This window comes from Bartonella sp. CL436QHHD (genome assembly GCF_042195105.1).
Lineage (GTDB): Bacteria > Pseudomonadota > Alphaproteobacteria > Rhizobiales > Rhizobiaceae > Bartonella.
Genome location: NZ_JBHINR010000044.1, coordinates 66,271 through 79,495, shown reverse-complemented (window position 1 = coordinate 79,495; position 13,225 = coordinate 66,271). Strand labels below are relative to the sequence as shown.

General features: G+C 37.9%; 12 protein-coding genes. 8 read left to right on the top strand and 4 right to left on the bottom strand.

Going from position 1 to position 13,225, the window contains the following annotated elements:
- Window positions 1–165 precede the first annotated feature (165 nt).
- The 7 genes from ACFIKN_RS06490 to ACFIKN_RS06460 all read left to right on the top strand — a co-directional run bounded on the left by ACFIKN_RS06490 (window position 166) and on the right by ACFIKN_RS06460 (window position 6,007).
- Window positions 166–837, top strand: a complete 672-nt coding sequence (locus ACFIKN_RS06490; protein WP_375631016.1) for a tetratricopeptide repeat protein — start codon at window positions 166–168, stop codon at window positions 835–837.
- Window positions 838–841: 4 nt separating this feature from the next.
- Window positions 842–2,266 (top strand): ribosome biogenesis GTPase Der, encoded by a 1,425-nt coding sequence (gene der, locus ACFIKN_RS06485; RefSeq protein ID WP_273790396.1) that lies wholly within the window; start codon window positions 842–844, stop codon window positions 2,264–2,266.
- A 1,042-nt stretch (window positions 2,267–3,308) separates the two neighbouring features.
- A complete protein-coding gene (locus ACFIKN_RS06480; protein WP_375631017.1) occupies window positions 3,309–3,740 on the top strand; it encodes an AtpZ/AtpI family protein in 432 nt (143 codons plus the stop codon).
- A 7-nt stretch (window positions 3,741–3,747) separates the two neighbouring features.
- Window positions 3,748–4,506, top strand: coding sequence for a F0F1 ATP synthase subunit A (locus ACFIKN_RS06475; protein WP_273790444.1), 759 nt, complete (start codon window positions 3,748–3,750; stop codon window positions 4,504–4,506).
- Between the two features lie 55 nt (window positions 4,507–4,561).
- Complete coding sequence (locus tag ACFIKN_RS06470) at window positions 4,562–4,792, top strand: F0F1 ATP synthase subunit C (RefSeq protein WP_005773968.1); 231 nt, start codon at window positions 4,562–4,564, stop codon at window positions 4,790–4,792.
- A gap of 142 nt (window positions 4,793–4,934) precedes the next feature.
- Window positions 4,935–5,501 carry a F0F1 ATP synthase subunit B gene (locus tag ACFIKN_RS06465; RefSeq protein ID WP_273790398.1) on the top strand — a complete coding sequence of 189 codons (567 nt, stop codon included), beginning with the start codon at window positions 4,935–4,937 and terminating at the stop codon, window positions 5,499–5,501.
- Window positions 5,502–5,512: 11 nt separating this feature from the next.
- Window positions 5,513–6,007 (top strand): F0F1 ATP synthase subunit B, encoded by a 495-nt coding sequence (locus ACFIKN_RS06460; RefSeq protein ID WP_273790399.1) that lies wholly within the window; start codon window positions 5,513–5,515, stop codon window positions 6,005–6,007.
- Between the two features lie 123 nt (window positions 6,008–6,130).
- Here the strand turns inward: ACFIKN_RS06460 and glyS are convergent, their stop codons facing one another.
- The 4 genes from glyS to ACFIKN_RS06440 all read right to left on the bottom strand — a co-directional run bounded on the left by glyS (window position 6,131) and on the right by ACFIKN_RS06440 (window position 12,253).
- Window positions 6,131–8,353, bottom strand: a complete 2,223-nt coding sequence (gene glyS / locus ACFIKN_RS06455; protein ID WP_375637512.1) for a glycine--tRNA ligase subunit beta — start codon at window positions 8,351–8,353, stop codon at window positions 6,131–6,133.
- Complete coding sequence (locus ACFIKN_RS06450; protein WP_375631019.1) at window positions 8,353–9,294, bottom strand: glycine--tRNA ligase subunit alpha; 942 nt, start codon at window positions 9,292–9,294, stop codon at window positions 8,353–8,355. Before ACFIKN_RS06450 ends, glyS begins: the two co-directional genes overlap by 1 nt.
- Window positions 9,295–9,386: 92 nt before the next feature.
- A complete protein-coding gene (locus ACFIKN_RS06445; protein WP_273790402.1) occupies window positions 9,387–11,081 on the bottom strand; it encodes a tetratricopeptide repeat protein in 1,695 nt (564 codons plus the stop codon).
- Between the two features lie 95 nt (window positions 11,082–11,176).
- Complete coding sequence (locus ACFIKN_RS06440; protein ID WP_375658103.1) at window positions 11,177–12,253, bottom strand: polyprenyl synthetase family protein; 1,077 nt, start codon at window positions 12,251–12,253, stop codon at window positions 11,177–11,179.
- A gap of 179 nt (window positions 12,254–12,432) precedes the next feature.
- On the opposite strand from ACFIKN_RS06440, the gene ACFIKN_RS06435 reads away from it, so the two are divergent.
- Complete coding sequence (locus ACFIKN_RS06435) at window positions 12,433–13,221, top strand: tRNA1(Val) (adenine(37)-N6)-methyltransferase (protein ID WP_375658102.1); 789 nt, start codon at window positions 12,433–12,435, stop codon at window positions 13,219–13,221.
- Window positions 13,222–13,225 lie beyond the last annotated feature (4 nt).

Below are 13,225 nucleotides of genomic sequence, written 5' to 3'. Positions count from 1 at the left end.
ATCATTTTCGATTAAGACTGTTGCAAAAATCCGATTGAATTGGCTACATGTTGATTTAAAATAAATAAACGAGCAATTTAAAGATTTTTAGTTAATTAGGACTACCATCTTTATCCATTTATGCGTAAAAGCACAGATAAAGTAACTTTTTTCAAGGTATGATATATGTCGTATGATAGTTTTATTGCTGAAGTGAATGCAGAATTTCGTCAGGAAAAGGCGCTTGCTTTTTGGAGACGGTATGGTTTTTCAATTATTGGAGCAGTTATTCTTTTTATATTCATGATAGTTGCTTATCAAGTTTATCATCATACGCAAATAAAGAAAGCTGGTTATATTGGTGATGCATTTGTAAAGAGTCTTGATCTTGCGAATACACGTGATTTTGATAAAGCGATAAAGCAATTAGAAACTGTTAAAACCTCTCATTTTGGGGGGTATCCTTTTCTTGCTCGTTTACGTGAGGCTTCTTTACTCATGGAGAAAGGTGATATTATTAAGTCAGTGGAGATCTTTGATTCTGTTGCAGCGGATGAGAAAGCACCGCAGATTTTGCAGAAAGTTGCAAAAATTCGGGCGGCTTATATTCTGGTTGATACAGGGACATTAGCTGATGTTGAAAAGCGCATCAAAGATATGGCAAGTGATACCGATCCTATGCGTATGTCTGCAAGAGAAGCTTTAGGCTTAGCTGCCTATAAGGCGGATAAAATGGATGAGGCGGTTTATTATTTTAAAAAAAATTCTGAAGAAGGTGCTTTGGGTTCAAAAATAACAGATCGGGCTCGAATGATGCTTGAGCTTATACAAGCTGAGGGCAAGGCAAATAAGGAATAAATCGATGAGCCTTACCATTGCTATCATTGGTCGTCCCAATGTTGGGAAGTCGACACTATTTAATCGTTTGGTTGGGCAAAAATTGGCTTTGGTTGATGATAAGCCTGGTGTAACACGTGATCGGCGTATTCATGCGGCAAAACTTCAAGATCTACGTTTTGATGTGATTGATACGGCTGGGCTGGAAGAAGCAGGTGATCATACACTCGAGGGGCGTATGCGTTCTCATACAAAAGTTGCAATTGATGAAGCGGATCTTATTTTATTTGTATTTGATGCAAAGAGCGGAATAACACCAAGTGATTTAAATTTTTCTTCATTGGTTCGCAAATCAGGAAAGCCAATTGTGCTTGTTGCCAATAAGTCTGAGTCAAGAGCGGCAACAGGAGGAGAGTATGAGGCGTGGTCATTAGGTTTGGGAGAGCCGTGCCCAATATCGGCTGAACATGGTTTGGGACTTAGTGATCTGCGTGATGCAATTATAGATGCTGTTGGGTCAGAGCATGCTTTTGGCAACAACAAAGAAGAAAATAGGATGATACAGCCTGCATCTGTTGGTGATGATGTAAAGGATTTGGAAGAAGAGGAGCTTATTTACGATGAAAGTAAGCCCATTAGGATTGCGATTGCGGGGCGTCCCAATACAGGAAAATCCACTCTTATTAATAGTATGTTGAAACAAGAGCGATTGTTAACAGGACCAGAAGCAGGACTCACGCGTGATTCTATTTCTGTAGATTGGGAATGGCGTGGTCGTCATATTAAACTTTTTGATACTGCGGGTTTACGTCGAAAATCGAGAATTCAAGAAAAATTAGAAAAACTATCTGTTGCAGATACTTTGCGTGCTATTCGTTTTGCAGAAGTGGTGGTCATTGTTTTTGATGCAACGATACCTTTTGAAAAGCAGGATTTACAAATTGCTGATCTTGTGATTCGTGAAGGGCGTGTTCCAGTTATTGCTTTCAATAAGTGGGACCTTATTGAAAACAGTCAGACTACATTGATTGATTTGCATGAAAAATGTGCTCGATTTCTTCCTCAAGTTCGTGGTTTGAGAGCCGTTCCTTTATCAGGACAATATGGTCAAGGGATTGATAAACTGATGGAAAATGTCATGATGATGCACCGTGTATGGAATCGTCGCATTTCGACGGCTAAATTGAACCAATGGCTTGGAACTGTTGTGGCACATCATCCACCTCCTGCGGTTTCTGGACGTCGACTTAAGGTTAAATACATCACACAGGTTAAGACACGTCCTCCTGGATTTATGATTTCTTGCTCGCGTCCCAAAAGTATGCCACAGTCGTATTTGCGTTATCTTGTCAATGGGTTACGTGAAACATTTGATATGTCTGGTATACCCGTTCGCATATCATTACGAGCCTCTGATAATCCTTTTGCGACACGTTCCAAGAAGAAATGATAACTCTTTAATTTTTTGAGTGAATGAAATCTATACTTAAGAATCTTAAAAGTAAGTTTTTTCAATGATCTTTCTTTTCATAAAATTAAAATTTTATTTGCTAAAGTTTTAATTTTATTGATGATCATTTATTTGCATGTCATGAGAAGAGTGTGATAGGGAGTATTTAAGAAAGAGTACATAATCCTCTTAATGGGTTATTTAAGTGCAAGAATAGATGCAATATGAGGGTAGGGGAATATAATTATGATGCTTGTGTGAAAAGCAGTATTAGATTATCGTTTCATAAAAATAAAGATTATGAATAAGCGCTTTTGCTTACGATAGTTTTGTCTGAATAAAAAGCAAAAATACTTGCTAAATCTACCGATATTCAATTGTAAAGAGCGAAGTTCATAAAAGTGGATTAAAATTGTATAAAGTGGTATGGTAATCGTATTTAAATTTTATTGTGTTCTATTGGCTTAATCTATTTGAAATTTTAGATTTATTAATATCTTGTATTTAAAGGAACTTCTCTTAATACCCTCAAGCTCATTTCGTGATGGGGCCTGTAATGGCATATGTAAAATACTTTGCGAATAGGATCATATAGAAACCATTGATTATTATCATTTTCATAAAATAAAAAGTGCAAGTTTATTTGAATAAAAGGTGTAAACCAACGCTCTCATACTGTTTTTTAGCTTTCTATGTTCTCTTTCAAAACTAGGATTGATATAACATTGGGAGCCGGAAAATAAGATGGTATCAGTTGACACCTTTCGTTAAGCGTAAAAATGGTTGTTCTATGAGTTTTATATTATTCACGGGAACTTTTGTTATACATTCACGGGTGCTGTCGTGAAATCGGTTTAGGTGCTCAGAATATCTTTTTAAGAAAGCATGTAAATTGAAAAATACGTTATTTCTGCAATAAAATTTATACGATAACTTGTGATAGATTTCTTTTAGTATCTTGACGAATAAATTCGGGAACAATATGATGCACACGGTTTTATGAAATGTATTCTTACGTTGCTTTTTAATTAAGGAGCCAATGATGGCGATGGGCGAGAAACCCGTTATGAGCCGTAAGGAGGCTGAAGAGGAAAAGCAAGGAGAGTGTCTTCATTCAGAGGATTTGGAATGTCGTAGTAGGAATTTAAGCGTAGCTTTAGTGCGCAAGCAAGCATTAAAGAAGCGGGAGCATAAGAATAAGCGGGAAAAATCACAAGGAAGGATGGCAGGCGCAATTAAGCTTTCCAGTGAGTTTCTGGCAAGTGTTATAGTTGGTATTGTTTTGGGGTTGGGGTTTGATAAGTTAGCAGGTTCATGGCCTTGGGGATTAGTATTTTTTCTCTTCTTTGGGTTTGCTGCTGGTGTATTGAGTATTCTTCGGTCTGTGGGGTATGTTTCCTCCAGTCAATTAGGAAAAAAAGGCGCATTGCGCCAAAAACAAGATAAAGGGGCCAATGAGAGGTCCGATAAATGAGGTTGAAGTGACAACGCACGCTCCAGATCCTATTCATCAGTTTGAGGTTTCAAGGCTGATTAAGATTTCCATAGGAAATATGGATTTATCGTTTACAAATGTATCATTGTTTACAGTCCTTACGGTTGTTGTAACTTCTATTTTTCTCTTCATTTCGTCATCGAGTCGTGGATTGGTTCCAACGCGGATGCAGTCTCTTTCGGAAATGGCATATGAATTTGTAGCATCGACTCTGCGGGAATCATCTGGTGTGCAGGGGATGCAGTTTTTTCCTTTAGTTTTTTCTCTGTTTACTTTTATTTTAGTTGCTAACTTTATTGGTCTCTTTCCTTATTTTTATACGGTTACATCTCAAATCATGATCACGTTTTCGTTAGCAATGGTGGTGATTTTGACGGTGATTGGTTATGGCTTTTATAAGCATGGGGTCAGTTTTTTGAAACTGTTCGTTCCCAGTGGAGTTCCTGTTGTGGTTTTGCCTCTGGTGACAATGATTGAGGTTATTTCTTTTCTCTCCCGTCCAATTAGTCTTTCTCTTCGTCTTTTTGCGAATATGCTTGCTGGTCATATTACGCTTAAAGTGTTTTCTGGGTTTGTTGTTTCAATGATTGGGGTAGGACTCGTAGGTGTGGGTGGTTCGGTTTTACCGCTTATTATGACTGTAGCAATTACTGCACTTGAGTTTTTGGTCGCATTCCTTCAGGCTTACGTCTTTACGGTTTTAACTTGTATGTATCTTAATGATGCAATTCATCCAGGACATTAATAAAACTGGCGGTTATTCCGTCGAATAATGCAATTTCGCTTTAAAGGAGAATAACATGGAAATGGTGCTTGCAGCAAAATATATTGGCGCTGGTCTTGCTTGCTTTGGTATGGCTGGAACAGCTTTAGGACTTGGTAATATTTTTGGTAGCTATCTTTCTGGTGCATTACGAAATCCATCAGCAGCAGATAGTCAGTTTGGACGTCTCGTCTTTGGTTTTGCTGTAACAGAAGCTTTGGGAATTTTTTCATTGCTCATTGCTTTATTACTTCTTTTTGGGGTTTGATCATCATCAAAAGGGTATATCTGTTCTTGCATGAGGAAAGATTTACCCTTTTAGCTCTTAACCAGAGAGATGCCAGAGAGATGTCAGTCAGTTATCATCGGTTATAGAGGGCTTTAATAAGCTATTTAAAGGATGAAAGAAGATGTTTGTTTCAAGCGCTTATGCACAGAACACTGAAACGTCGATAGAACATATTAAAAAGGTGGCAGAGCATGCAAATCGTGTGTTTCCGCCTTTTGATTTTGTGCATTTTGGTTCGCATTTTTTCTGGTTGGCAATTTCTTTCGGTCTTTTTTATCTTTTTATCTCTCGTGTAATTGTACCACGTATTGGTGGTGTTATTGAAACACGGCGAGATCGAATCGCATCTGATTTAGATCAGGCAATGCGCATGAAGCAGGAAGCAGACATTGTCGTTGAAACTTATGAGCGGAAATTAGCAGAAGCGCGTTTGAATGCGCAGGCTATAGCGCAGGTAGCTAGTGAAGAATTAAAAGAAAAGGCAGAGCTTGAACGGAAAGAAATTGAAGAGAGTTTAGAGAAAAAACTCGCAGATGCTGAAAAACAGATAGCAAAAATTCGGGATAAAGCGATGCAAAATGTTGGTTCTATCGCTGAAGAAGTAGCTCTTGAAATTGTGAAAAAATTGATTGACGTTGATATTAGCAAAGAGGCTGTTCGTTCAGTTGTTAAAACTGCGGATTATTGAGGAAGACAAAGATGACTGATACTTTTTGGGCATTTGTTGGGTTAGTTCTTTTTTTGGCTCTTTTAGTCTATTTCCAAATTCCACAAAGGGTTATACACCATCTTGATGCGCGTGCGAAGCGTATCAAAGATGAACTGGATGAGGCTCTGCGTCTTCGTGAAGAGGCACAGGAAATATTAGCTGAATATCAACGCAAACATGCAGAAGCAGAAAAAGATGCGCAAGAAATTGTTGCAGCAGCAAAGCATGAAGTTGAATCTATTATTGCTGAGGCCCGTGCAAAAGCAGAAGAATATGTAAAAAACCGTAATAAATTGGCAGAACAAAAAATCGCTCAAGCAGAAGCGGATGCAATACGCATGGTTTCTTCATCGGCTATTGATTTGGCAATTTCTACAGCACGTACCCTTATTGCAAGGGAAATAGATTCTAACAAGGCAGATGAACTTATTAAAGAGTCTCTTGAGAAAGAATCGTTTATCAAAATGAAAACATATCTTAATTAATGATATTTGAGAGATAAAGAACACTCTCTTTGGTTGCATAATTTTCTCAGTATTAATTAATAAAAGTCATAAAAAAGAAAAATTTATCTTTATTGTTTTTACCAGTTAATAGGCTCTTTGATTTTAAATGACAAGTTTTGAGAAGTCTGCAACTGATTGTGTAACAATGTGAGTGCGTTTGAGAAGAGCAAGACGGTTAGCACGAACATCAGGTTTTTTATCATTCACCAATACTTTTTCAAAAAATATATCAATCAATTTTCCAAGTGGCGCTAGCACACTGAGTGCAAATGATAAATTTGTTGCATTGATGGGAGCAAGAACCTTTCTTTCTACTTCACAGATTGCATGATAGAGCTGCTTTTCTTCTTTCTCGATAAAGAGCTCAGGATTAATTTCATTCGCTATTGTTGTGCTTTTTTGAAATTCATTTTCAAGAATATTGGCAGTACGTTTTACAGAGGCTACAAAGTTCATTCCATCATGGGTATTGATAAAAGCGATAAGCGATTCGACACGACGTGCAACCAATAAAAAATCATCAGAATCTTTATTTAAAACGGCTTCAAGGGCATCGTAACGAGCGCCTTCCTCTTTTAGATAGATTTTCAAACGGTCATGAAAAAAGAATAACAGATCTGATAAAATATATTCTGTTTTTTCTGGAAGCAGATTCTGCAATTGTGAATTTTCTCTTTGAGAGATTTCATGTTTGTTTTTTTGTTGTAAGAAAAGATTCGTTGCTAACTGAAACAGTGGCATAAGATTGATTTTCCAATCTCGCGAAAGTACAAGCCTAATAATTCCCAATGCTGCTCGTCTTAACGCATAGGGATCTTTTGAGCCGGTTGGTTTTTCATTAATGAGCCAAAAGCCAACGAGCATGTCAATTTTGTCGGCGAGCATAACGGTTATAGCAAGTGGTTCTTGTGGAAGACGATCTGTTGGACCTTGAGGTTTATAATGGTCTTCGATTGCTACAGCTACGCGAGGATTTTCCCCTTGAAGAAGGGCGTATTTTTTCCCCATAACACCTTGTAGTTCAGGAAATTCTCCGACAATTTCTGTTTGCAAATCAGCTTTTGCAAGGATGGCTGCACGTTTTGCTAAAAGAGGATCTGTTTGTATCAAAGGGGCAATTTCTTGTGCGAGTGTAGCAATGCGTTCTACCCTTGCACCTTGCGTACCCAATTTAGCATGAAAAGTTACATTCAAATGATCAAGTCGCGCCATTCTTTGATCGAGAGGTTTTTTTATATCAAGTTCAAATTTTTTTATAGAAGATTCCAATTGTTGAAGATCAGGCAAATCACGCTGATCAGTTTGCCAAAAATGAAGTGCATCGGAAAGACGGGCACGGACAACCTTACTATTTCCTTTCGAAATTTCTTTGCCTTCATCATTTGCAAGAATATTAGAAACGAGAATAAAATGATGAGAAAGTTTTACGTTTTCTCCTTGTTTACGGGTGACAAAACATTTTTGATTGGCTCGAATGGTCAAGCGAATAATTTCTGGAGGAATATCAAGGAATGATTTTTCAAAATCACCCATCAGGATAACAGGCCATTCAACAAGACCAGCAACTTCTTCTAGGAGAGGATTATCTTGAACCAGTTCTAAACCGTTTGCAAAGCAGAGATTTTGGGCATCAGCTAAAATAATATTCTTTCGTCTCTCGGCATCCAGAATGACTTTATGAGTTTCAAGTTGAGTAACATAATCATCAAAGCGGCGCACTTGAAATGGCTTTCCATCACTTAAGAAACGATGACCATAAGTTAAATTATTGCTTTTAAGAGAACCAATTGTAAATGGAATAACATGTGTTTCACCAATTTCTGGTCCGAAAATACAAAGAATGTTTTGTAAAGGTCGAATCCACTTCAAAGTACCACTTTGTGCTGAATCTTTTCCCCAACGCATAGATTTCGGCCACGGAAAGTTGCGGATAATATCCGGTAAAATATCGGCAATAATTTCTTCTGCTGCTCGACCTTTTTTAACAATTTTAGCAATATAAAAATGACCTTTTTTATCATCATGTCCAATATGCGCTTCAGAAATATCGTTTAATCCTGTTGCACGTAGAAAACCATCAATTACATGCTGTGGTGATTTTATACTGGGACCTTTGCGTTCTTCATGGATATCTTTTGAGCGTGTGGAAAGTCCGCGTATGTCCAATGTTAGCCGACGAGGTGTCCAATATTCACGAGCAGCTTCATAGATCAATCCAGCATTCACAAGTTGATCTGTAACAGATTTTTTAAGATCAGCAGCAGCTTTTCGTTGCATACGTGCGGGGATTTCTTCACTGAAAAGTTCAAGAAGAAGATCAGACATTAGGCTTCTCCAGTGTATATTTGTCCAGCTTCTGTGAGTAAGAAGGCTTCCCCACAACGGCGCGCGAGATTACGAACGCGAAGAATGTAATTTTGTCGTTCGGTTACAGAAATAACGCCACGTGCTTGCAAAAGGTTAAAGATATGGCTCGCTTTAATACATTGATCATAGGCAGGAAAAACACAGCGATGGAATACATTTTCTTTATTTGGTTTTCCAGCATCAAGAAGTGCGCTGCATTCGCGTTCTGCATCGATAAAGTGCTGATGGAGCAGTTTTGTATCAGCAAATTCAAAATTATAATATGAGTATTCCTGTTCTGCCTGTAAAAAAATATCTCTATAACTTATTTTGTTGTCTCCCTCCAAACCATTAAAGTTAAGGTCATAGACGTTATCAACCCCTTGGATATACATCGCTAGACGCTCAAGACCGTATGTGAGTTCCCCTGAAACTGGAGCGCATTCAATGCCGCACACTTGTTGAAAATAAGTAAACTGAGAGACTTCCATTCCATCGCACCAGCATTCCCATCCGAGCCCCCAAGCACCAAGAGTGGGACTTTCCCAATCATCTTCAACAAAGCGAATATCATGCAGTTTTGTATCAAGCCCGATAGCTTGTAGCGACTTTATATAAAGTTCTTGTAGATTGAGCGGAGAGGGTTTGAGAAGCACTTGGAATTGATAATAGTGTTGTAAACGATTTGGATTCTTACCATATCGGCCATCTGTTGGACGTCGAGAGGGTTGGACATAAGCAACTTTCCAAGGGCGTGGACCTAGAGAGCGTAATGTTGTTGCTGGATGAAAAGTCCCAGCTCCGACTTCCATATCGTAAGGTTGCAAAATTGCACATCCATAGTGTGCCCAATAATTTTGCAAAGTTAAGATTAGTCCCTGAAAAGAACGTTTGGGGTTAAGATGTTCAGGCAGTTTCACGCTTTATACTCTTTATATTGGACTAAACAAAAAACCAAAGTAATTTTAGTTTCTCTATTTATTATTTCATGTGGTTTATGGTTAAGCATCATTTATTGCAAACCAAATTTCAACTTTTCTTGAATTTGTTCAGAATTTTCTGGTTTTCCGTCAATTGCGTGGTTCCATTGAAAGATTGCTTCACGTTTACGTCCAACTTTCCAATAGGCATCCCCTAAATGATCATTCAGTGTTGGGTCCTCAGGTTGTAATCTGACAGCATTTTCTAATATTTGCACTGCTTTATTATATTCTTTTAGTTTATAATAAGCCCATCCTAAAGAATCGAGAATATGACTGTTGTGAGCTTGCAAAGCAGAAGCTTTTTGCAGCATACGGAGCGATTCTTCAAGCTTCTCACCACGTTCCACAAGGGAATAGGCTAAATAATTAAGAACTTGCGGTTGGTTTGGGAAAAATTCAAGTGATTTTCGCAAGTCAATTTCTGCTTTTGGCCATTGCTTTAAACGTTCAAAAGCAATACCACGTTGATAAAAGAGTTTCCAATCGTCCTGCTGAAAGTTTTTTATCTTTGTAATAGCGTAGTCTAGAGTTTTAATGGCCTCAAGAAATTTATTGTCCTGCATATAAAAAGCAACGAGCGTTATCAAAATATTACGATCATTGGGAAATTTTTTATTTAACAATGTGAGTAATTTTATTGCTTCTTTGTAATTGTTGTTATTGGCAAGAAGGAATGCAAGATGAAGTTGTCCATCTTTATAATAAGGAGATTTAGGGGATAAAGCGCGATAAAGTTTAATTGCTTGATGTGGATCGTTCAATTTAGCAGAAATGTGTGCGAGCTGAAACAGTGTTGCGTCATTTTGAGGGTATAATGCGAAAGATAATTGCTTAAAAATACGTGCAATTCGCCCTGAGTTTTTGTAGTTGAGGGCTGTTCCAAAATTATATAATACCTCGGCTGCTCCTTGTTGAGGTGTTTTAATAACTCTCTCTAAGAAAGCATTTTTTTCAATTTTTTCTCGAAAGTTTTTAAGGACTTCGCGACCTGACAACATTTGTTCGCCATGCTGGATTGTTTGAAGAGCTTGGTTGCGCATACTATGGCGCAATTGGAATGAGGCATAGGCTATGATAATACGCTCATAAGTATTAGGAGCGATAAGAGTTCCCTGTTTGTTACTCAGTGCTTTAATGAAATATTTTTTTGCATCCTTTGGCCGTTCTGCAAGGTCGCTCATAAGTGCTAGATGATAAGATATAAAAAGGTCATACCAGACAGGACCTTTGAGTTTCTTAAGATCAGCGATTGCTTGAGATTTTTGTCCAGATCCAAATGTAATCCAAGCGCCGATGAGTTCAGGTATTGGATTATTGGACGTAGGAAGTTCTTTTAATTGGAGAAGAGTCTTGGCATTCTTATAGTCTTTTTTGATGAGACTTTCTACTGACAAAGTTAAGGAAACAAAGGGAGTTATAACATCGTTCTCTTTGAGTTTTTGGGCTTGTTGGACAGCTTCTTTAAAGTTTCCGACCGAGAGCATAGCTTCAAGGAGCTCTTTTTGTGTTTCAATGTTATCAGGTTGATAAACCAGTGCTTGTTTAAAATAATTGATAGCAAGTTCTGTTTTATTTTCATGATTTGCAACCCTTCCAGCTAAATAAGCACCTGTAAATGAGCTTGTATGAGTTGCTGCACTTATTTTACTGTAGGTGGGGGATGGCATCAGCATGATACCCACGATAAAAAGGGCAAAAAGTCGAGATACCGTTGCAGAGCACATGGAGCTAATCCTTTTCAAGATAATCAATTGATGGTGTTGTTTATAGATCATATCTCATTACTTTGTTGAGAAATACTGCGATTCTTGCAAAGAATTCAGTTTACGCGTGAAATACAAAATTCAACAGTCTCAACGAGAGCATTGTAAGCAAGATTTTCATTCATGGGAACAAGAGCATCAATTGCATATTTTCCATAGATGCGTGCTTGTTCTATTGTATCTGTGATACTATCATACTTTTCCATTAAGTGTTGCGCGTGTGCAAAGGATTCATCATTATTATTGCCATCTTCAAGCGCTTTTTTCCAGAAATCTTTTTCTACCATATTCCCACGCTCATATGCGAGAATAACAGGCATTGTGATTTTTCCTTCTCTAAAATCATCCCCTATATTTTTTCCTAAGTTTTGAGCACTACCGCTATAGTCAAGTGCATCATCAATTAATTGGAAAGCTAAACCTAAGGATGTTCCATATTCACGTAATGAAGAACGCTCGTTATTTCCATAGCCAGCAATAATGGGTCCTACTTCAGCGGCTGCTGAAAAAAGTGCTGCTGTTTTTGCATTGATGATTTTGAGATATTCTGAAGGGCTGGTTTTTATATTTTTTGCGGCAGAAAGTTGCATAACTTCTCCTTCAGCAATAATTGCAGCAGCGTTGGCTAGGACAGAGAGCGCTTCTATGGAACCGACATCGACCATCATTTTAAAGGCCTGGCCCAATAGGAAATCACCAACAAGTACACTTGCTTGATTCCCCCAAATCATCCGTGCTGTAGATTTTCCACGTCGTAAATTACTTTCGTCAATCACATCATCGTGTAGTAATGTTGCTGTGTGCATAAATTCAACAGCTGTCGCGAGTTTTATATGCCCGTTACTTTGATAACCGAACATATGAGCAGAAGCGAGCGTAATCATTGGGCGTAATCGCTTTCCACCTGATGAAATAAGATGGTTAGAAATTTCAGGGATCATCTCAACCTCTGATTTTGCCATAGAGAGAATAAATTGATTTACGCAATCCATATCTTTTTGAGTAAGATTGACAAGAGATTGAAGAGAAATTTGATTATTTCTTATTTGTTTTAGTTTGATAGCTGCACTCAATGTGTTTACTCCTAGAGTATTGCAATGGACATATATAAAAATTACTTTATTCATTAGCATAAAGGGGGTTTGGTTTTGACTCAAGCTTTTGATGTCGTTTAAAAGTGTTAGCTTGGAATGTTATTGGCAAGAAATGTTCTTTAGCGAGTGTAATCTTATTGTTATGAAATAATAAAAAATTTAAAATAGCAGCTGAATGGCAAAAATGCAGTTTATAAAGATGAACATTAGGCTTTTAAATGAATAAAGCAGCGAATCAAATTGGTGAAACAATTGACAGTTTTCACCGCGGAAAATTTTATTTGGTTCAACCCCATAAATATGGTCATCGTTCTGGAATGGATGCGATGTTATTAGCTAGTTTGGTTCCAAGTGATTTAAAGGGCAAGGTTGTTGATTTAGGGGCAGGTGCTGGAGCTGCAGGGTTGGCTGTTGCTTCGCGTTGTCTGAAAGTTCATGTTACCTTAGTTGAACGTTCAGCTTTTATGGTATCTTACGCTCAAAAAACGCTTATGCTAAAACAAAATAAACAATTTGCTAGCCGAATTTGTTTGCTAGAAGCAGATGTTACCTTCAAAGGGAATGCCCGTATAAGAGCAGGTTTGATAGATAATAGCTTTGATTTTGCGATTATGAATCCACCTTTTAATAATCCCACCGATCGTAAGACACCTGATAAACAAAAATCTGAAGCACATGTTATGTCTGAAGCGATGTTTGATAACTGGTTGCGGAGTGCAGCAGCCATTGTTAAGCCAGGTGGATACTTAGGGCTCATTGCGCGTCCACAATCGCTGAAAGATATCTTGCGTGCTTTAGAAGGACGTTTTGGTGGTATTTGTATAATTCCTGTGCATGCACGTGCGAAAACAGCAGCAATTCGTCTTTTATTTTACGCAAAACGAGGAAGCAGAGCAGCTTTATCTGTTTTGCCGGCATTGATTATACATGAAGGTAATGACCATACTTTTTCATCACGGGTTGATGCAATTAATAATGGATATATAAGCTTGTGGGAACTTTTCTAATAGT